General features: G+C 59.3%; 16 protein-coding genes, 7 pseudogenes and 1 riboswitch. Of the genes and pseudogenes, 13 read left to right on the top strand and 10 right to left on the bottom strand.

The window, feature by feature from the left end; genetic code table 11:
- Positions 1-169 precede the first annotated feature (169 nt).
- Together NKJ91_RS21835 and NKJ91_RS21830 are read left to right on the top strand one after the other, a co-directional pair.
- Positions 170-416 (top strand): annotated as a pseudogene (locus NKJ91_RS21835) (type II toxin-antitoxin system VapB family antitoxin).
- A pseudogene (locus NKJ91_RS21830) lies at positions 416-804 on the top strand (type II toxin-antitoxin system VapC family toxin). The pseudogenes NKJ91_RS21835 and NKJ91_RS21830 overlap by 1 nt, the downstream one beginning before the upstream one ends.
- 226 nt (positions 805-1,030) lie before the next feature.
- On the opposite strand, the gene NKJ91_RS21825 reads toward NKJ91_RS21830, so the two are convergent.
- Entirely contained in the window at positions 1,031-2,086 is a 1,056-nt protein-coding gene (locus NKJ91_RS21825) for a GSU2403 family nucleotidyltransferase fold protein (protein ID WP_352457224.1), read from the bottom strand.
- A gap of 724 nt (positions 2,087-2,810) precedes the next feature.
- Here NKJ91_RS21825 and NKJ91_RS21820 point away from each other — a divergent pair.
- Together NKJ91_RS21820 and NKJ91_RS21815 are read left to right on the top strand one after the other, a co-directional pair.
- Positions 2,811-3,791 (top strand): hypothetical protein, encoded by a 981-nt coding sequence (locus NKJ91_RS21820; protein ID WP_352457249.1) that lies wholly within the window; start codon positions 2,811-2,813, stop codon positions 3,789-3,791.
- Between the two features lie 437 nt (positions 3,792-4,228).
- Positions 4,229-4,534, top strand: a complete 306-nt coding sequence (locus NKJ91_RS21815; protein ID WP_352457223.1) for a hypothetical protein — start codon at positions 4,229-4,231, stop codon at positions 4,532-4,534.
- A gap of 773 nt (positions 4,535-5,307) precedes the next feature.
- Here the strand turns inward: NKJ91_RS21815 and NKJ91_RS21810 are convergent.
- The 3 genes from NKJ91_RS21810 to NKJ91_RS21800 form a co-directional block, all read right to left on the bottom strand.
- Positions 5,308-5,484: a hypothetical protein gene (locus tag NKJ91_RS21810; RefSeq protein WP_352457222.1), complete on the bottom strand. Its 177-nt coding sequence runs from the start codon at positions 5,482-5,484 to the stop codon at positions 5,308-5,310.
- A 245-nt stretch (positions 5,485-5,729) separates the two neighbouring features.
- Entirely contained in the window at positions 5,730-6,185 is a 456-nt protein-coding gene (locus NKJ91_RS21805) for a CopG family transcriptional regulator (RefSeq protein ID WP_502903624.1), read from the bottom strand.
- Positions 6,169-8,166 carry a conjugal transfer protein TraG gene (locus NKJ91_RS21800; protein WP_352457221.1) on the bottom strand — a complete coding sequence of 666 codons (1,998 nt, stop codon included), beginning with the start codon at positions 8,164-8,166 and terminating at the stop codon, positions 6,169-6,171. The genes NKJ91_RS21805 and NKJ91_RS21800 overlap by 17 nt, the downstream gene beginning before the upstream one ends.
- Before the next feature lie 550 nt (positions 8,167-8,716).
- Here NKJ91_RS21800 and NKJ91_RS21795 point away from each other — a divergent pair.
- Positions 8,717-8,887: pseudogene (locus NKJ91_RS21795) on the top strand (type II toxin-antitoxin system VapB family antitoxin); the annotation flags it as partial.
- A 77-nt stretch (positions 8,888-8,964) separates the two neighbouring features.
- Here the strand turns inward: NKJ91_RS21795 and NKJ91_RS21790 are convergent.
- Together NKJ91_RS21790 and NKJ91_RS21785 are read right to left on the bottom strand one after the other, a co-directional pair.
- On the bottom strand, positions 8,965-9,222 hold the full coding sequence (locus NKJ91_RS21790) for a hypothetical protein (protein WP_352457220.1): 258 nt from the start codon (positions 9,220-9,222) through the stop codon (positions 8,965-8,967).
- A gap of 233 nt (positions 9,223-9,455) precedes the next feature.
- Entirely contained in the window at positions 9,456-9,755 is a 300-nt protein-coding gene (locus NKJ91_RS21785; protein WP_023679192.1) for a DUF1236 domain-containing protein, read from the bottom strand.
- Positions 9,756-10,248: 493 nt separating this feature from the next.
- On the opposite strand from NKJ91_RS21785, the gene NKJ91_RS21780 reads away from it, so the two are divergent.
- Complete coding sequence (locus NKJ91_RS21780) at positions 10,249-10,572, top strand: hypothetical protein (protein ID WP_352457219.1); 324 nt, start codon at positions 10,249-10,251, stop codon at positions 10,570-10,572.
- Positions 10,573-10,770: 198 nt separating this feature from the next.
- Positions 10,771-10,980 (top strand): annotated as a pseudogene (locus NKJ91_RS21775) (IS66 family transposase); the annotation flags it as partial.
- A gap of 383 nt (positions 10,981-11,363) precedes the next feature.
- On the opposite strand, the gene NKJ91_RS21770 reads toward NKJ91_RS21775, so the two are convergent.
- On the bottom strand, positions 11,364-11,606 hold the full coding sequence (locus tag NKJ91_RS21770) for a hypothetical protein (RefSeq protein ID WP_352457218.1): 243 nt from the start codon (positions 11,604-11,606) through the stop codon (positions 11,364-11,366).
- Between the two features lie 148 nt (positions 11,607-11,754).
- Between NKJ91_RS21770 and NKJ91_RS21765 the strand changes: the two are divergent.
- The 3 pseudogenes from NKJ91_RS21765 to NKJ91_RS21755 all read left to right on the top strand — a co-directional run.
- Positions 11,755-11,907 (top strand): annotated as a pseudogene (locus NKJ91_RS21765) (IS3 family transposase); the annotation flags it as partial.
- Between the two features lie 390 nt (positions 11,908-12,297).
- A pseudogene (locus NKJ91_RS21760) lies at positions 12,298-12,516 on the top strand (tyrosine-type recombinase/integrase); the annotation flags it as partial.
- Positions 12,517-12,632: 116 nt separating this feature from the next.
- A pseudogene (locus NKJ91_RS21755) lies at positions 12,633-12,775 on the top strand (transposase domain-containing protein); the annotation flags it as partial.
- Positions 12,776-12,815: 40 nt separating this feature from the next.
- Here NKJ91_RS21755 and NKJ91_RS21750 read toward each other — a convergent pair.
- Both NKJ91_RS21750 and NKJ91_RS21745 read right to left on the bottom strand, forming a co-directional pair.
- On the bottom strand, positions 12,816-13,226 hold the full coding sequence (locus NKJ91_RS21750) for a cysteine hydrolase family protein (RefSeq protein ID WP_352457217.1): 411 nt from the start codon (positions 13,224-13,226) through the stop codon (positions 12,816-12,818).
- On the bottom strand, positions 13,223-13,585 hold the full coding sequence (locus NKJ91_RS21745; protein ID WP_352457216.1) for a cysteine hydrolase family protein: 363 nt from the start codon (positions 13,583-13,585) through the stop codon (positions 13,223-13,225). The genes NKJ91_RS21750 and NKJ91_RS21745 overlap by 4 nt, the downstream gene beginning before the upstream one ends.
- Here NKJ91_RS21745 and NKJ91_RS21740 point away from each other — a divergent pair.
- Complete coding sequence (locus NKJ91_RS21740) at positions 13,575-13,937, top strand: hypothetical protein (protein ID WP_352457215.1); 363 nt, start codon at positions 13,575-13,577, stop codon at positions 13,935-13,937. The two genes, NKJ91_RS21745 and NKJ91_RS21740, sit on opposite strands and share 11 nt — an antisense overlap.
- A gap of 118 nt (positions 13,938-14,055) precedes the next feature.
- Positions 14,056-14,301 (top strand): DUF6074 family protein, encoded by a 246-nt coding sequence (locus NKJ91_RS21735; protein WP_084641544.1) that lies wholly within the window; start codon positions 14,056-14,058, stop codon positions 14,299-14,301.
- Positions 14,302-15,265: 964 nt separating this feature from the next.
- Here the strand turns inward: NKJ91_RS21735 and NKJ91_RS21730 are convergent.
- Entirely contained in the window at positions 15,266-15,721 is a 456-nt protein-coding gene (locus tag NKJ91_RS21730; RefSeq protein WP_352457214.1) for a YybH family protein, read from the bottom strand.
- Positions 15,722-16,866: 1,145 nt separating this feature from the next.
- Here NKJ91_RS21730 and NKJ91_RS21725 point away from each other — a divergent pair.
- Positions 16,867-18,411: a Fic family protein gene (locus NKJ91_RS21725; RefSeq protein WP_352457213.1), complete on the top strand. Its 1,545-nt coding sequence runs from the start codon at positions 16,867-16,869 to the stop codon at positions 18,409-18,411.
- A gap of 181 nt (positions 18,412-18,592) precedes the next feature.
- A riboswitch (TPP riboswitch) is annotated at positions 18,593-18,709 on the top strand.
- The last annotated feature ends 39 nt before the right edge of the window (positions 18,710-18,748 follow it).

Here is an 18,748-nt window from a genome sequence, read left to right as displayed (position 1 = left end):
GGAGTCGACAGGCAGCTTCGAGAGACTGGCGGTCGCCGCCTTGGCAGGCAACGGCCTGGCGATTGTCATGATCAATCCGGCGCGGGTGTAGGCGAGGCTAGCAGGTATGTTGAAGAGCCTAGAGAACTATGGTGGAAATTGCCAGAAAGGTTGATTTTTGAAGTTTCTCGTGTCCCTGAATATCAAAAATCCGGCCACCGTTGCTCTCGCCGATGAACTCGCACGCCGCCAGGGTATCAGTAAGACAGCAGCCATCCATCAAGCGCTTGCATCGCTTGGGCTTTGGAGAGACCGCTCAGGAGCGTCTGCTGGCAGAATTGCGCGCCATCCGAGAAAGAGTGGCACGATTGCCTGAACTGGATACTCGCAGCGACGAGGAGATCATCGGGTATGACGAGCATGGAATCCCTAACTGATGGTGATCGATACCTCAGCTGTTGTAGCGATCCTTCGGAGCGAGCCTGAGGCAGCAAGGCTGGAACGAGCGCTGGTCTCCCGACCCAATCCGACGGGTCCCGGCAACCGGGGTGCCCGAGGCACGCATGGTGCTGGTCAGCAGGCGCGGCGAACACGAGATTGGCCGAGATCGATCTTTGGCTGCGCAAAATCGAGGCCGACATCATTCCTGTCGACTCCGAATTGGTTGATCTGGCGACCCAGGGTTGGCTGACCTACGGCAAAGGCCACCACCCGGCGGCGCTGAATTTTGCCGATTTCCTGTCCTATGCTTTGGCAAAGCGTGCAGACGAACCGCTGCTTTTCATCGGCAAAGACTTCTCCCAAACGAATATCGAACCGGCATGAGCACGAGACTCTAGGATCATCGGCTGTCTCCAGCTTGAACCCTGTAATAGCGCCAATTAGTTTCGATCCTGTCGGCTGGGCCTGCATCAAGGGGTGTCGTGCCAATTGGTCCCAAAGCAGAGCAAGCTGGCGTCTTTCGTCCCTCCGATCTGGCGCTGCTGGGCCGCGTCTTCGATCGGTTGGAAGTTGAGGGCCAATCCAGCCGGCAAACATGTTGCTCAGACATTCACGGCCGCGACGCTGGTTGTGCGAACAAATGATGGGCCTCGTCGAAAACGGCCCTTGGGAGGACCCGAAGCTCGCTTGCTTCGTAGGGGAGATGCTCGAGATACTGCGTCGTCAGCCGGGCAACCACTTGCGCTTGGGCCAGGTCACGACGGCGCTTGATTGGCTCGCGATCAGCTCGTTTTGAGACCCAGAATTTGTGAGCGGCAAAAATACGCGGATCGGGTGCCACGAGCCGTAACGGTCCGCCTTTTTCATCGATGGCGATTGCTTCGAAAGCAGGGGCATTTTCCAACCATGCCAGGCCGGCGATCTCGGCGGCCACCAATTCGTCGTCAGCCTTTCCGATAGTTTCCCGGCTCGGCTTCCACGCCGGGTTTGCGGGCGGTTTGATCAGATCGACGAGATATCCGTCGCGGTTCACCGCGCGGAATGTGGCGGATGAACGCTCGAAAGACCGATCGACCTTGCGCAAAAGGTTGATGAGCGCTCCATCTTCGACGTTGGCGCCAGACATGATCCTGAGGGACTGGCGCGAGTCCATGAGGAGATCGATATCTTGCGTCGATGTGATTCCGGGATCCACGAACACTCCGGCCGCCGCCTCATAGGCGTAGATCGCATTCGTGCCTGCAATACGAATTCCTTCCCCGAGAAGACCGGCGTTATCGATTGCTCTGATAATTCTTGCGGCGATCAGGGGAACACGCCCAAGCCGGAGCGCGCGATTGACAGCAGATTGGCGCTCCATCTGCTCCTGTCGCGCAGAGAGCGTTTCTTGGGCGGACGCGCGAGCTGCTTCCCAATCCGCCTTGACAGCTTCGCTCGCCGGCGAGCGCCGACCCTCTGCCCTTTGGTGTCGTACGCCAGCGGCGTCGTAGTAGCTTCGCATCAAATGGTCGATGCCGTTCACGGTGTGCCAGACGAGGGATCCCCGAAAGCTCTTCGCCTTCCTTTGGGCCTCTTGGAGCGCAATGAAACGTTGGTCGGAATTGACTTTTTCCCGACGCTGATCGTTATTTAATTCAACAAAATCAATCAATTCAACAGTTACCATACGTTTAGCTCAGAGCTGTTGCAAGACACAATAGGCGGCGGAGCGCCCGATTGCAACAGCTCTCACGTGATTCCACTGCGACTGTTGAAGTAACTGTATTAATTAAAAAATATGACGACGGAGCGGCTTTTTTACGGCAGCGCAGTCGAAGCAAAAGCGCCGCTCGAACGCGGCCTTCGCTGGTTTTATTCGATCCCAGACCGGGCCGGTGCAAACGGTCTGAGAAAAGCTACCAATATGGCGATGGTGATCATTCGTCACCTCAAGCCGATCCGCTCGATTTGCAACTCCGCGGATGTCGTGACAAAGCTCCCTTTCCCCCGGCTTGGAAGTGCTTAGCTGTCGTCCTTGTAAGACTTGGCGGCATTATCGATCTTACGCCAGTCGTTTCCGTGGCGCCGCACAAGCTCCCGCGCCTGGGCTGGCGATACACTTGCGTTTCGACGATGTGGTTCACTTCCGTCTCCTCGCTTTCAGGGGACGCGAACGAGGGCTCGTTGGCCGTCTGGCAATGGGGTTTTGCATCTAGTCTGGGCATGAATGGACCTCTCCTGGAGCAGAATAAACGGTCCGGCGCGGCGAAGCTTTCCCACGCTAGCATTCAGCAGTTTCACCGATCGCCTCATTGGCTGCCCCTAGCGGCTCTGACCATACGTTCTGGTGCTCTTGGACCCAAATGAACTGCACCGCGTTGTTTGCGAGCAGTGCTGTGCTTCGCAATCTGATGGAAAAATCCGACGCCCCTGCTGCACCGCAGCCAGCTCCTGGAGCCGAAGCGCGCTTTCCGTACGATCGCGCGGCGGTTGAGCGGTTTCGACAGGCATTTCCGCGCGCCAGGTGGAGTTACGAGCGCAAAAGCTGGTTCGTGCCGGGAAAGACTGCCGCGCGGCGCATCCAGCGCTGGCAGGCGCAAGAGGCGGATCTACGAGTAGCACATGATGACAGCAAGGGACGGGATGCCTTCGCCTTCGATCCCCTGTCGAGCCGGTATCTGGAAGTCGCGGACGACCTGCGCATCCGCACGCCATATTCGCGGACGGTTCTCGAAGAACTGCGAGCCGTTCCATGGGCGAGCTGGGACGACGAACTGCGGGCCTGGAGGGTGCCTTTCCGCTCCTACGAGGAGTTGAGGCGCCATTGGCCAAGTATCGAAAGGGCCGCACGCCGCGCAGAACCGGAGGAGAGGAAACGGCGACGGGAAGCGTCCAAAGACTCCGAGGAATATGAAGCCGCCAGATTGCGGTATGCCGAACACAGGCGACGTCGCTATCCACTGCCCCCTGACGATTTACCCCGGCTTGGCCGTGCCGTGGCGACGGAGCAATACGGCATCGTGGTCTTCACCGAGATTTCGGGTGAACTCGTCAACGCCTCGGAGTTAGCAGCGTTCTATCCGCATTTGATCGAGGCGAACGTCGACCATGTCTGGGGCAGATGGCGTCCGGCGACGTTGGCTGAATTAATTAGAACATGGCCCGCTCGGCGTGCTGCCGAGTTAGCGGAACGGCAACGAGGCTGGTGGCAACCAACGCTGCCCGAACTCAGGATAGCTCGCCAAAAAGCTCGAAGCCTGGCCCGAAGAAGGGCAAGGCTTGGCCGCTTCCAGCGTCTGTCCGGTTGCTCTAGTGTTGAAATGTCAACCGATCGGAACCTTCCATGTAGCAATTGCGAACAACATATGAGCTGGCTGAACATTGCCGGATGATGGCGTCGCTGGCCTTGAAGAGCGGGACGCATGAAACCGAACTTGACCTGCCGTAGGCGCGCGACACCCGCATCAATGATCTGGCTCCAATAACCCGCGTGGCAGCTGAAGCCAGCGTCGGCGTTCTTCGAATTTACCGGACGAAGTACCCGAAGGCGAAGGATCCATTTTCGCTCCACGCTCCGCGTTTATGGCCATCGCCGACCGAGAGGAAGTTCGCCGCTCCGCTAACACGGGCCTGGGCGCGCCAAGGTCATCGCTGAATGTAAAAGCCATTTCTGCAGAATTCGACGCACACAATGCCGATCCGAGGCCAACTGGGAGTGCATACCCCAGCTTGGAATTGTGCGGAACCGTACGAAGCCGATTGCAAGCAACCAACCTGGTTGGCCGGGCATTAGCAAAGCATCAATTTGGAAAGCATCGGGAGGAAGACCATGCTGCACGTTAACATGCCTCGCGAATTTGAGGTCGGCGATGAGGTTGCGCTGGCAGGTACCGTCATCACGATTCTCCCCAGCGGGCGCGCCAGGGTGAGCATTCCTTCGTATGACCATCCTTATACGATTGATCCGCCACCCAAAGTCCGGGCCGGCGACCGAGTGGTTCTTGTTGGGGATGTCACCCGCATCGATTGCGGGGCGAACAAACTCTCTGTGCGGATTGACTGCGGCGGGGTGATCACGGTCGACAAGTCGGCGATCACTCGGCTGAGAAAGCACCGCCGGACTTCAGCGGGTTGACGCTCCGGCGATACAACGGCCGGTGTCGGCGTAGGGAAGATGCCAACGCCTTTGGACAGCCCAAGGGTGCGGCGCGGTCCAGCCGGATATGGAGCGGACGAACGGATAAATGGGAGCTCGACGGCTAGGGCACGCGTCCAGCGTAGTGCGTCCCTGGCGTCTTCGAGATTACTGGTGAAGCAAGTCGCAACCGCGCCTCACCTGCCGTCCAGCGTTCGGATTCGCGATCGTCGCTCTCGGCAACAGGCGGCGCGCCCGTCCAGGACGTGTCGCACGTGTGCGCTGTGGAAGGAGATGCCCAGCACATTTCGGGTGAAGGCAGCGCGGGCATCGCGATTGATCGTAACCTTTCTGTGCAACGAGCGCCTGATCGCCGGTCAGCAGTTTCAATCGCGATGGGCTCCGGTTCGTACCCATTATGGAGATCACATGTTCGTCCCGGGCCCCGATGCCGGCAATAGGTCTGCTTCGGAGCGTCGCGACGGAACTGGGCGACACTGGTTGCGGTGGAGTAAGCGCCCTCCCCTGGGTTAACAACCCGGTCGGTGACGGCCGCGACCGCATCGACAACAACCGCAACGGCAATCAAGTCGTCGCTGAAAGGCCGCAAGGTATCTGTCACGACATAGCGTGCCGGCGAAGCTCCGCCCTTGCGACGGAGATTCGTTGTAAGCCGATCAGACGGCAACGCCTGGCCAGATGAGCGAGAACTTACCCTCGGTGTGGGTCTCGACCAGGCTCGACGTTCGTCGAGGGTCGTCGGTAACTGCCGACTACGAGTCAAGGTCGTAGGGCTCGTGGCCCAGCTCGTTGTGATGAAGCGCCTCTGCCATACACCTGATGTCGAACGCCTGACCGCACGCCGGGCAGACGACGAAATACTCCTGCTCCCGAAGTGGCGATGCATCGTGGTCTTGGGGGATGACGATGTCATTGTATTCGTCGGGCATTGGGTCCTCCGGCAACGCCGCCCGCCATGCTGGAACGCCTGCCGGCAGGATTTGTTTCAAAGTTACTGCGCCTAAGAAGAAGCCCTGGGCATCGATTGTGGCCCGATGTCCGGTTTCGCTGGCAATAACCCTTGCCGAGGCCCGCCGCTCCGATGAACGGTGATCTGATGGGCATCAGCTGCGCAAAATAGCTCCGAAATCGGGCACCGGGGTTGGGCTGTTGAAGCGCCTGTCTTGCCGGCAGCTCATCCAGTCGCTGGCGGCGCTGGCGGGACATCGTCGGCTATTTTTTGCCTCAGCCTTGGTCCTTTGCTGAGCCGGCGACCGAGCGCATCGACGAAATTGTCATAACGCTGCAAACCCTTGGCGCGCGCCTCGGCCTGAGCGGATTCCGGCAAGGCTGGGGTCGAGTTGAGCCAAAACCGGACGAACAATGCTAACGTCTCAATAGCAATTCCGACGTCACGCTCGACACGCTGCACGCGTCGATCGATCTGGTCGAGGCGGCGAGTTATCGCCGCTTGCTTCCGCTCTTCGGCATCCGGCGACAGAAACGATGCGAGCGCAGCCTCGGCGACCAGTGACAGCGAGACCTCGCGCCGCCCAGCGTAATCGGCCAGTCCGTTCATCACGTCAGGATCAAGATAGGCAGACAGACGTTTTTTCTTCGCGTTCTTCATGGGCTCAAAGCTCAATGCCATCACTGGGGTCAAGAGCGGCCTGACGTGCTGCGCGCCTCATAGCCTGATCGACACCACGACGGCGCATGGCGTCATCGTCGGGCTCGTCCCGGTCAAGATCGAACTCATCGTCGCGCTGTGTTGTTCGCTCCGGTGCGATGTCCTCGTGTTCGGGAAGCTCGGGCTGGCGGCGGATGCCGCCATTGGCCGGATCGTCGTCCTGCTGATCCGTGACGGACCTCGCTTCTTGAGAATTGCCCTCCTGCTTCATGAGAACCGTCGTTCCGGTCCAGTCGTCAGAGCGTTCGGCTTTCAAGCTCTCTCCGGCTTTCGGTGGCGGCAGGACACGCTCGGCAAGCCGCTGATCGGCGAAGTAGCGTGCCTTCTTCGCTCGGATTGGGAACTGGCCCGAGATCATGACGATTGCGTCGGTGGGCGGCAGCTGCATGATCTCGCCCGGCGTCATCAGAGCGCGCGCCGTTTCCTGCCGCGACACCATCAGATGCCCGAGCCAGGGCGACAATCTGTGGCCGGCATAGTTTTTCATGGCGCGCAACTCGGTCGCGGTCCCCAAAGAGTCTGAGACGCGCTTGGCTGTCCGCTCGTCATTGGTGGCGAAGCTTACCCGTACGTGACAATTGTCGAGGATGGAATTGTTCGGTCCGTAGGCCTTCTCGATCTGATTGAGTGATTGTGCGATCAGGAACGACTTGATGCCATAGCCGGCCATGAAGGCCAGCGCGCTTTCGAAGAAATCGAGCCGGCCGAGCGCCGGGAACTCGTCGAGCATCATCAACAGACGCTGTCGATGATCCTTCGCATGGAGATCTTCCGTCAGTCGGCGGCCGATCTGGTTAAGCACGAGGCGGATTAGCGGCTTCGTGCGGCTGATATCCGATGGCGGCACGACCAAATAGAGGGTCGTCGGCCGTCTCTCCTCGACAAGGTCGGCGATCCGCCAGTGGCAACATGAGGTCACCTTGGCCATAACCGGATCGCGGTAGAGGCCCAGAAAACTCATGGCCGTCGAGAGCACGCCGGAGCGCTCGTTTTCGGATTTGTTGAGCAGTTCTCGGGCAGCCGACGCGACGACCGGGTGCGGGCCGGCTTCGCCCAAATGCCGGGTCAGCATCATGGCGCGCAACGTCGTCTCGATTGGCCTCTGTGGATCGGAGAGGAAGTTCGCCACGCCGGCAAGGGTCTTGTCTTTCTCCGCATAGAGCACATGCAGTATGGCGCCGACCAGCAGCGCATGGCTGGTCTTCTCCCAGTGGTTGCGGCGTTCCAATGTGCCTTCCGGGTCGACCAGGACATCCGCCACGTTCTGCACATCTCGAACTTCCCGCTCGCCTCGTCGCACCTCCAGCAGAGGGTTATAGGCCGCGGATGCGGCATTGGTCGGATCGAACAGAAGCACCCGGCCGAAATGTGCGCGCCATCCGGCCGTCAGTTCCCAGTTTTCGCCTTTGATGTCGTGGACAATTGCCGAACCCGGCCAGGTCAGCAGCGACGGCACGACCAGGCCAACACCCTTGCCGCTTCGGGTCGGCGCAAAACACAGCACGTGTTCGGGACCGTCATGGCGTAGATAGTCGTGGTCGAGCTTGCCGAGCACCACGCCATCATGACCGATTATGCCTGCGGCTCTGATTTCGTCTCGCGTCGCCCAGCGTGCCGAGCCATAGGTCGCGGAGTCCTTTGCCTCGCGCGCGCGCCACAGCGACATCCCGATCGCGGTGGCGATCGCCATCAGGCTGCCGCTTGCCGCAATCGCCGCGCCCTCAACAAAGACCTTCGGCGCGTAGGCGTCATAGAAAAACCACCACCAGAAGAATGCCGGCGGGGGATAAATGGGCTGTCCCGCCAGTTCGAACCAGGACGGACCGAGTTGGCTCTGAAAGCCGAGCCGCCATGCCGTCCATTGTGTCGCTGCCCATGTTGTCACGAGGACGAACCCAAGGGTGGTGAGGACCTGTCCCCACAAAATCTTGGATGCCGGCACTTGTCGTTTCTCCGATCTGAATAACCCGAACAACGAAGAAAGACCGAGTGTCGAGATATGCAAGGGGAAGGAGTTGTCAAAAGCGGCAGGACGTACTGTGAGATAGAAAGACTTGCAGAATTCGGTCGGGGACCTTCTTTGGAAAGTATTTCACTTGGGCAGAGAGATCAGAGTCGGGTCGTTGCCATTGCGCCACCATGGAACAATCGTGACTGTTCTCATTCTGGTGGTCGTGAAGGAGATCAACTAAATCGCAGATCTGCACAACTATCCACTTGCGCCTCGAATGGGAAAGGGGTCCGACACCTGGCACATGGAACGTCCGGCCCAGAGCCGCTCGATCTCTTGTGCCCGATCGCACTGTCTGCCGACGACCTGATCACGTGCAGCCGCGCATAAGATCCGCAAATTGCAAGATGATCGCGGCTGCGATGGCTATTTGTCGACGAAAGCCGGCTGCAGGACCGTCGCTGGTTCTCAATGGAGACTGCCGCAACCGCGCCAAAGCGCGACGTTATCGGGAACGAATCCGTGCGTTGGGTTTAGCTCCGCTTCGCAGCGCGCGCTGGAGGAGCGCCTGCGTCGATTCGGATCCGACGCTCGCAAGCCGGCAATGCTGGAAGACCTAGCTGCCAGCCGCCGGCGCTGGGCCGCCCTGCCCGTGCTCGATGCTCGCAGCGCCGACGAGATCATTGGGGGCGCGGCCAGCAAGGACGCTTAGTGCGCAATCGATAGGACCTCCTCGCAACCCCGTTTGGACATGGACTTGGAATGGCTGAAAAACGCTCTCGACAGCCGCTATTTGGACTGGCGCGCGGCAGCGATGGCCTGCAAGAGATTAATGCTGCTCATGTCAGGTTGACTGGATGCGGCAACAGCCAGTGCTGCGGCATCGGCCGTTTTCGCGACGTCGTCGCTGCTGATGGTTCCGCGCTTTTCCAGCAGGTTTAAAAGTTCGACAACGAGAAGGAAGGCGTTCACGCCATACCGTTCGGCTCTGAGCTCGAATTCGCCCCGCGCCAGTTCCTCCGAGTCTCCCTCGACCCTTTTGTCCATGATTTGATCGCCTCCCGCGGCAAAGCTACCATAAATTAACAACGTGTTCTAACCCGCCTTCATCTGGAAAAACCCGCCGTGCCCATCAGCACGGCGGGTTGATCAAGCGTTGCCCAAGGCCTGGTGCTGGCAGATCTATAGATCGATTGCCGCCCGACAGCCTATCAAACACGCTTCGTCCCCGCGCCGCCTAACTTGGTAATGGCGGGCTTCTCCTCCCCAAATCGTTCAGGTCACTGGATGACTTTGACGATCTTGCGTGTGCCTGGATCAACGACAACGGTCCGGTTGTCGACGACGACGTAGCGGTATTTGACGTTCGGGACCTCATGAAGCTCGACTGTGTCGGGCAGGGTTGAGCCGATATTGAGCTCCACTCCAGGAATTTTCACCGAAGCGAGTGGCTGCTTTTTCACATATTCCTTAATCACCGTCTCCTGTTCCGGGTCGATCACCACGTCCTGAGCGGCGGCAGCACCGACACCAGCCAGCAGCAGAAATCCCGCGGCTGCGGTGGAAAGACGCATTCTCATAGCTATCTCCTTGTGAGCTCTCTTGCACTGGACGCGAAACTTTGCGCCAAAGCTCCCCCAAACATGAAGCTTGTGCAGACGTTCCTCACTGAGCCTTCGGTCTAGCCGTGCTAGGACCAGAGTCTGCGCTGCAGCGCGCAATAGCCCCGCACATGCAGCCACCCGGAACTGTGTCTGTTCGTACTCGGCGTCGCTCAACGGAGGAGCCTATGGAGAACAGTGTCCACCAAGCTCGCTGGCTGCTTGCACCGGTTTTCGCCGTCTCCATCACCTTCTTGGTGATAGGAATGGTTGCCAGCTGATCCTCGCTAGCCAGAAATGACGCTCCAACAGCCCCGAATTTGTATCTGCGCAGAAAAGTCCCTTCCTGCGCTGATAGGATCCGCCCGCCATTCCTCGATAGGCGGACGGATCCTCATTTCCCAGCTGCGTCGGATGTCGAGTGAGTAGGAACGGAAATGGACGAGAACAAAAGCAATCGAGACTTGTTCACTTGTTCGACCGAGGCCGCCTGTCGGTCGATGCGCTTTATGAGGTGGAACATTTCGCGCGGGAAAATGGCGTGTGGCCGAGCCAGGTCAGCAAGCTGATCAAAGAGAACGGCAACGACCGTCTGACCCTCACCAAGGCAGTGAAGAGCTGCGCGATCGGCATTGAAAAACCCGCCGCACTCTACAGCACGACGGGTCGATCAATGCGCCGAGCACGGGGGCGTGGGCGCTGGGGTGGGCTGTGCCCGGTGCGACCGATCGTAACAAACGATACGTGCCCGGCTGCTTGGCGTCTACCAACCGCCAGTTGGGGACAATTTTCGTAGCCGGTTGGGCGGACAATCATTGCAAATGTCCTCCTTTTACATACCGTTCACTCGTTCATCCCGACGGGCGCTAATTTTGATCACCAGTGACGGCCTTTCTGAAGCATGGGGGTTCCAAAAATCCCTTTCAACAGGCCGGTTTATACCCGTCCGATCCAGAGCTTCGCCAACGCGTTTTCGACCAGGTTTGGAGTGACGAGGTTGGCAGACGAACGCCGTGCGTCGCCAGGAAAGGAGCCGCGCTATTGTCGCCGATCTCGAACCTTGGCTGCGCGAGAAGCTCGGCCTGATCAGCCACAAGACAAAGCTCGCCTTGACGCGATCCGCTACACTCTCACGCGCTGGGAAGGCCTCTCGCGCTTCCTCGACGACGGTCGCATCGAGATTGACAGCAACACCGTCGAGCGGGACCGAACAATCGACGCCCGCCTGCAGCAGCTCCATGGCAGCGCTGTGCCTCAAAACATGGGGCGCCGAAGCGTTCGAAACGCAACCGGAAGGTGCCCATTGGTCCAAGCATGGCGTCGTCAGCAGCGTGAGAGTGGCGATATCCGTGTATGACAGCAGAGTTGAAGGCACGGTCAAACACTAAAAGCCGGCGCCGTGTGGGCAAATTGGACGTCCATTGCCGCAGCAATTTCGGTCATGATGGGAGCAATTATGGCCGGGGCTATCTTTGCCTCTCCCCCTTCCCCTGGCCTCCAGAACCTGCGAAACTTCGCCATGCGGGCAACATATCACCAAGGCGACAAATAAAAACCCCGACCGGAGCCAGACGGCTGTTCTGAGGCCTACCGCTTAACGCACATACGCGGTTCCGCTGTGCCGCAGATTTCACCTATGCCGCAATCGAGATCGCGACTGCAGGGCGGCGGCATCTGCGGCGGCTCCAGCACGATGAAGGGCGTCATCACCTTTTCGCCGGGCGCAACCAGCTGCGGTGCTGCCGCTCCGGCGGGGCCAAGCGACCGGATATAGCGGTAGAGCGAGCGCACGTCGGTTTCGTCCATCTTGCGGAGATTGTACCAGGGCATTGGCGGCGCTGCGTCGAAAAAGCGGGCAATGCGCGCACGAACTCATCTTCGCCGTCGTCTGCCACCATGAGCCGCAGGTTGGCCGGATAGCTCGTCCCCCATGGACCCTGGAAACCGATGTTGCTGCCCTTGAGCGCCTTCTCCGGCCGTCTATGGCGTGCGCAAGGTGTGGCGGCAATTGAAGCGCGAAGGCTTCGATGTGGCCCGCTGCACCATTGAACGATTGATGCGGGAGGCCGGGCTGAACGGCGCCATCCGCGGCAGGCCGTTCAGAACCACGATCAGCGACAAGGCCGCGCCCGGTGACGTCGTGATCGGGCCGACTGGTGCGGTCAAGGTCATGGTGGCGACGAGGCCAGTCGACTTCCGGAATTATGTGGAGCGTCTGATTATGCGGAGTCCGCAGCGGCAATTGCTTGCCGCCTGCGGTATTTGAGCAGCGATCACTCGACATAATCTGCCGATCGGCTGACGGACTTCAGCATTGCCAGCAGCCTGGCGGGAGTGCGGAAGCGACCCGACTTGAGCGACGGTGGCGCCATCGCGGCAAGCGGTCGGCTCGGCCCGCAGGTAGATTTCAGTGCTTTGGAGGCTGGCGTGACCGAGCCAGAGCGAGACTTTGCGGACATCCCGGGTCGCCTGCAGCGTGTGCATGGCGCAGGTGTGCCGTCTATGTCGACCAAGACATAAGCGGCACACCGCCGCCGTGGAATTGCTGCAGGCCGGTGTCGATTGCTCGGTCATTGCCCTGTGGCTGGGCCATGAGACGATGGAAACGACGCTGATCTATCTTCACGCACATCTTGAGCTGAAAGAATCCGCACTCGCCAAGCTGAAGCCGTACGAACGCGCCAAAGCCGAGCGATTTCGACCAAACGACCGGCTTCTGGAATTCCTGAACGCCCTTTGAGCATGAGAACTATGCCGAGTGTCAACGACTGGCCTGCGGGCAAAAAACGGCGGGAGAAGCACGCTCTGACCGCCCTGGTGAAAGAGGCACTCGGCATAGTTCGACGGTCGGCATAAACATGCAAACTTAACGGCATCGAGCCGCTCGGCTATCTCGCCGACGTCCTCACTAGGATCGTCAACGGCTATTCCAACAGCGAATCGACGATCTCCTGCCATGGGCCTACGTCACCGCACCCAATCTCAAGGCCGTGATCTGAATTCGGGTGATAGGCGGCCTCGCCAGTTCATTCGGCTAGTTCAAGACCCCCCCTGAACTCGCTCCTCGATCGCCTTCAGGAAATGGTCGGACGTCGATGTCCATCCAAAGAGTATCTGCACGAGCGTGATCGAGGCGTCATGATTGCTCCTTGAGGCGTCCCAGGAGATGGGCTCGCTAGTGCAATCCGTTAGCAGTATGCAGTGATAGTCCCTGAAGAAGGCATCCCGAATTGTCGACTCCACACACATGCTGGTCGTGCATCCTGTCACGATGAGGTGTTTGATGCCTGCGGTCTTCAGAACAGAATCGAGTTCGGTCTCGTAGAAACCGCTGAACCGCGTTTTGTAGAGGACGACATCCCCTGCCTCTGGCTTGAGGTCGTTAACGATATCTGTTCCCCAGGTGTCGCGGATCAGAATCCGGCCCTCGCTACCGTCCGGGGCTGTCATGCTCTCACCGACCCCAAAGATCTGGAGATGTCGGATAGGTTGGGGGCGTCCGATGTCCCAAGGTCCGAGAGGTCGGAATAATACCCCATCTTCAGATAGACGATGGGCACTCTCAAATTGCGAGCGGCAGCTATTACGCTGGCAGTAGGGTCGACAGCCCGTTGAATCCGGGAGATATCGATTCCGGCTCTGTCGAACATTCCACCTTTGGAGCCGAAGTCATTTTGCATGTCCACCACGAGAACTGCAGCGTTAGCGGGATCAATTGAAATAGGTTGAGGCTTCGCGTCTATGACAAGTGGCTGCATTTTTATCCTCCCACCAGCATGAGGGTCGCTCTTTGCGCCCTTGGTTATCATGATCGGCCACCTACATCGCGTCAACAAAAGGGGGAGCTACATCCTGCTTGGGAGCCCCAGGAACAGCGGTTATACTGCTGCGCGGGGCAATGAAGTCGATCGGCTGACGATGCCGGAGCGTGCCGGCTTGCTCCGTCGCGCAGCAGCGACGATCAAATCCTATTGTGACGACATCGGCTATTCCGGAACGCCAGCCAATGACACCGGCTCTGACGACGTCGTCTTCGATCTGGAATCGATTGGGAGCATTGTCGAGATTTTTCCGGCCCTGAAGAGCGGAGATCGGCCAATGTCCGCTCTTACCCATTCCTGCCCGACAGTTTGCGCCCAAGCCATCGCGCTCATTGGCTAATCGCGGCACCGTTCACCGCCCGCACAGAACTCTTACTACTACCAAAAAGAATACGCCGTTAACCAGATTTTCTAACCCGCCAATGCTTAATCGCGAGACTGAATGGGTGAGGTGATCGGTGTCAAACATAAGGGCGTTTCCGCTGTATCGGCGGCGGAAGTTGGTTGAGGGAGTTGCCCGCGTGCTGGAATCCAAGAACGGCGAGGAGGCGAATGCGTTCTGGCGCAGCACCGCCAAGACAATTCTCGTTCAGTTGTCCGAATCAGGAATTGCACCCGGGCGCGCCGAACAGGAAATTGGAACACTTCTTCATGCCGTCTTACGCGAGATAGCCAGCCGGAGTGCTGCGAAACGCACACACTAGCGTCGACTCACGACGAATGATTGCCGCTTGCAGACTCGACTAGGCTTCGCACATGTTACTGCACTGCTCCCGTCGAATGCCAGGTTTCTCACCCCTCATTGCAATATGCGCAGCCGAACTGGCTCGGCCAAGCCGGTTTCGGCAAAAGGCAGGCAGCTAGCGCGGCTCCCGCCCAAAAAGCCGGTTTCGAATATTTCATTGTTTACTCCAGCTGGCACGTGCCCGGTGGCAGCCAGCTGGAAACCTGGCGGAGCCAACCAATTGAGATCGTGAAACACTCCACTTACGCCAATGGTTACGCTCGCTGCCTATCGCCGCGCTGGCCCTAATCACCGTCCGTCGCGGTCTATAATGGGTCGGCTGGCTGCTCCGCGTCGCAATGCTGAATGCCGAAGGACTGGCGCGGCCATGGACGGGCAAGCGCAGGTCCCGATGCGATGTTTGGTGAATCCGGTTTGCTGGGCTTGCATTCCATGGTGGCTCTATCGGCTGGAATAAGCTTCTGGCGGGCAGTGTCCGTTCGAATGATGCTTTTGCGTTGCCTTGAGCGCAAGTTTTTGGCCAGCCAGCCAGCGCCTCCTCTTAAGCATGCCGCTGGTCAAGGCCCAGCGGCCTCTAGCTGCTAGTCCCCCCTCAACCAAGCCGCTGGGCCATACCCGCTAGAGCGAAGCGTGCTGTCTCGCACATTAGCAATCCCTTGCTTAAGGCCGTGCACGCTCCAGACTCGTTTCATGAAGCGGGGAATTGGAATTGGTGACGTGGTCGCAATCACCGCGACTGATCAGCGATCCGCCAAATTGGCGGCAAATCCATTGGAAAGCGCGCCAGACCCGAGAGTTAAACCGCGCGGTTAGCCGGTCCCATCGTTTTGCCTTTCAACAGGGCTGGCATAGAGCACCAGATCCCAGTCCCTGCAGCTGCCCTAGCCTTCGCAAGACGGTCGATGAGGGCCTGGATACAATCCCTATTGGGCCGCACCTAAGTTCCAGATGTCCCGATGCAGGCGCCATGTCCCGTCGTCGCCCTTTTTCAAGACGACGAGATACTTGCCCGCAACAGTGGAGAGAGCGCCGCCTTTGCTTGGCACATCGAGCGTAAATACGCCAACTTCGTAGGCGAAATTCGCACTCTCTTCCACTTCCAGCGCCTTCAGGGTGAGATTCTTCATCCCGCCCTTGATCGCGCCCTGCCAGAATTCTTCCACGCCCTTGCGGCCATCGACGCGCTTGCCGTCAGGCGGCAGCACGGCGGCATCCTCTGTATACATTTGACCCACCGCCGCCGCATTTCCGCTATTGAAGGCGTCCGTGAATTTCGTCCGCCCCGCTTCGATGTCCGCGCGAGCCGACTGGGCGGCCGCAGACAAGGCAGACGAAAGAAGCAGCACAGCAGCAAATGCAAATGACTTAACCAGTCTCATCTCGTCCTCCCTTGCGTGCCCGACACGCCCACCCGATGAATAGCGCCGACCCGAGGGCGCCGCGGCGTTCGATGGCCAGGCGCGGATTATATTAGACTTATCTGATATGACGGCGCAAGCGCAGCTGCGACCCTCTGAACGGCCAGCGTAGCAGCTGCCGGAGAGCTTCAAAGCGGCGGCTACCGCCTCACTGCCCTCCTCGTCTCGACGAAAGAGTTCGTTCGAATGATGCTTTTCCGTGGCTTTGCTCGCAAGTTTTCGTCAGCCAGCACAGGGCCTCCTCTTACGCTCGCTGGTCGTCAAGGCCCAGCGGCCACTAGCTGACAGTCCCCCCGCAGCCAAGCCGCTGGGCCCCTCGACGTGGGGAACGAGCATTGGAGACGATGTCGCGCTTTCCGTTACAGCCCGAAGGCGGGTGACAGATGACCGCGTCAGCCTCTCCACCCCGAGCTACGATTTCACGCATTCGATCAGGCACAGCTCTCTCGGGCTAGCGCGCCAAGCATGAGTTAGCTCCCGAATGAGCAGGTGCCGCCCAGTTCAGCTTCGGCCCTTGCGCGCGCAAAGTATTGGGCGAGATCGATCGGCAGTCCGGTCGGCAAATTGGGGCAGCGATGGCGAGAATGAATGCCAGGAACTTCCCTTCGGTGCCGCTTCGTCGATCTGTTTGCCGAGAAGACGCGCGCGCTGCGTGCCGCCCATACCGCAGAGAACTCACTTCAGGTCACACACACACACGACGCCACCGAGATCCTGCATCACTTTTCTACTCCGACGCCGCCACGTCACCAAGATCAGTCGCGAGCGTGATCGCGGCTATCAAATCGGGATCGCGCGCCGGAGCGCTCTATGAGTGAGCCCCGAACGGCGCGCTGCTCCTCGAGCAATCCGGCTCGACGTAAGGCGGGCCATCCGTGCCGGCCTCGTGACTAAGAGACGGGCGAATGGCGGTTCCTGGACTCACCTTTTTGTCTGAAGTCGCTTCCTTGAGCCGGTGGCGGAGTTCTTGCTTGATCGACTTCAGCACCGTTTTGGAATCGGTTTTCGGAAAATTTGTCTGGTGGCATCAATTTTCATGGGATAGGATCATTTTTCATAGGTTTTGGCCGAACTAAACCAAAATTCGATGGAAGGATTCGCTTTTCATGCCTGCGATCCAGCAGCACCAATTTTCAGGTCCTGTTACCGTTTTTCAGGAAATCCGCCTTCCTGAAACGGCGACCCCGGCCGGGTACAGCGCCCTGATCGGAGCCTACAGGCTCGCCGTGCCCTTGCCCCGTAGGTTGTTCGCCACTGGCGAGCATCATCGCATTACCGAACGGGATGGCTGGCGGATCATGACCCCCCGCCATGCCCCAAATCCTACCCTCGAAGGCCACCTGACCTTTGCGCTCAAGTACGAGGGACTGGACCTTGCCGTCCTCAAGCGGCTGTTCCAAGTGACCGGTCCCGCGCCGATCGAGGCGCTGGTCCGTGAAAGCCCGACCGGCAGTTATGCCCGCCGCATCTGGTTTTTATATGAATGGCTGAGGGGCGCGCGTATCGATCTGCCGGACGCGGAGGCCGGACGATACATTCCGGTTGTCGATCCCGAGCTGCAGTGGCCGGGACCCGACAAGACCGCTTCGCGCTACCGCGTAAGGGACAATCTCCCCGGCACGCGTGAGTTCTGCCCTCTGGTGTTCCGCACCAAGATTCTCGAAAAATTCATCGGCCTTGAACTACCGCGGCGCGCGGAGGCAATCGTAGCGGACGTGCCGCGCGACCTCCTTGCTCGGACCGCCGTCTTTCTTTTGCTCAAAGACTCGCGATCAAGCTATGCGATCGAGGGCGAGCACCCGCCGCAAGATCGCATCCAGCGCTGGGGCCGCGCCATCGGCGAAGCCGGCCGCTGGCCGATCGATCGCGATGAGCTGCTGCGTCTGCAAAGAATTGTACTTGGCGACGCCCGTTTCGTAAGACTTGGCTTCCGAAAAGAAGGAGGTTTCGTCGGCGAGCATGACCGAGACAACGGCACGCCCTTGCCCGATCACATCGGCGCTCGGCCCGAGGACCTGCCGCGGCTAATCGATGGAATGGCAGCGTTCGATCAGGGCCCCGCGCAAAACCTTGATGCAGTCGTAGCCGCCGCAATCCTCGCCTTCGGCTTTGTCTACATTCACCCGTTCGAGGACGGAAACGGCCGCATTCACCGCTACCTAATCCATCACGTCCTTGCCATGCGCGGCTTCAATCCGCCGGGAGTGGTCTTTCCCGTCTCGGCCGCGATCCTGGACCAGATCAACGAGTACAGGGGCGTGCTCGAGAGCTATTCGCAGCGCCTTCTGCCGTTGGTGGAATGGGAACCGACGCCGCAATTCAACGTCCGGGTGCTGAATGACACCGGTGATTTCTACCGGTTCTTCGATGCAACCCCGCACGCCGAATTCCTCTATGCCTGCGTTCAGCGGACGATCGAACGGGACCTTCCCGAGGAAACCGCATTTCTGCAGCGCTACGATCAGTTCCGGCAGCAGGTGGACGCCTTTATCGACATGCCCGAGCGGTTGACCGATCTGCTCTTCCTTTTTCTTCACCAGAATGATGGACATCTATCGAACCGCGCGCGCGAAAAGGAATTCGCCGCGCTGACCAGTGACGAGGCAGGAAGAATCGAGGCGATCTACGCGCAAACCTTTGGTGCCCATTGAAGGTGTGATCATCAGGATCGATTTTAAGTCCGACGTTTGCGATTCCCTTGTCCCTGCCTTCATCTCCGACGCTTGACTTGTCGCCGAGACATGCACGATTTTTTCCGCACGGTCTGACCGGCCGCCGATCAGCCGCGGCCAGAACGCGCTTGACAAACCGGAGCCGTCCCGTCCAACCTCACGCATTCACCAGGGGAGTCCCGGCAAGGGGCTGAGATACTGCTGGCATTCGCGGCGCAGTGACCCGTTGAACCTGATCCAGTTCATACTGGCGTAGGGACGGTGCAAGCGCTTTGCGGGAGTTTACGCCCGAGGTCCTGTTTCGGCAGGTCGACAG

The organism is Mesorhizobium sp. M0040 (genome assembly GCF_040323505.1).
Lineage (GTDB): Bacteria > Pseudomonadota > Alphaproteobacteria > Rhizobiales > Rhizobiaceae > Mesorhizobium.
Note: the sequence above shows the minus strand (reverse complement) of the source record. Positions and strands in the feature narration are given on the sequence as shown.

Bases quoted from the DNA above. Each gene is read 5' to 3' on its own strand.
- NKJ91_RS21825 (WP_352457224.1), bottom strand. From the start codon at position 2,086: ATGGTAACTGTTGAATTGATTGATTTTGTTGAATTAAATAACGATCAG.
- NKJ91_RS21820 (WP_352457249.1), top strand. From the start codon at position 2,811: ATGGAAAAATCCGACGCCCCTGCTGCACCGCAGCCAGCTCCTGGAGCC.
- NKJ91_RS21815 (WP_352457223.1), top strand. From the start codon at position 4,229: ATGCTGCACGTTAACATGCCTCGCGAATTTGAGGTCGGCGATGAGGTT.
- NKJ91_RS21810 (WP_352457222.1), bottom strand. From the start codon at position 5,484: ATGCCCGACGAATACAATGACATCGTCATCCCCCAAGACCACGATGCA.
- NKJ91_RS21805 (WP_502903624.1), bottom strand. From the start codon at position 6,185: ATGGCATTGAGCTTTGAGCCCATGAAGAACGCGAAGAAAAAACGTCTG.
- NKJ91_RS21790 (WP_352457220.1), bottom strand. From the start codon at position 9,222: ATGGACAAAAGGGTCGAGGGAGACTCGGAGGAACTGGCGCGGGGCGAA.
- NKJ91_RS21785 (WP_023679192.1), bottom strand. From the start codon at position 9,755: ATGAGAATGCGTCTTTCCACCGCAGCCGCGGGATTTCTGCTGCTGGCT.
- NKJ91_RS21770 (WP_352457218.1), bottom strand. From the start codon at position 11,606: ATGCCCTGGTACAATCTCCGCAAGATGGACGAAACCGACGTGCGCTCG.
- NKJ91_RS21750 (WP_352457217.1), bottom strand. From the start codon at position 13,226: ATGACAGCCCCGGACGGTAGCGAGGGCCGGATTCTGATCCGCGACACC.
- NKJ91_RS21745 (WP_352457216.1), bottom strand. From the start codon at position 13,585: ATGATAACCAAGGGCGCAAAGAGCGACCCTCATGCTGGTGGGAGGATA.
- NKJ91_RS21730 (WP_352457214.1), bottom strand. From the start codon at position 15,721: ATGAGACTGGTTAAGTCATTTGCATTTGCTGCTGTGCTGCTTCTTTCG.
- NKJ91_RS21725 (WP_352457213.1), top strand. From the start codon at position 16,867: ATGCCTGCGATCCAGCAGCACCAATTTTCAGGTCCTGTTACCGTTTTT.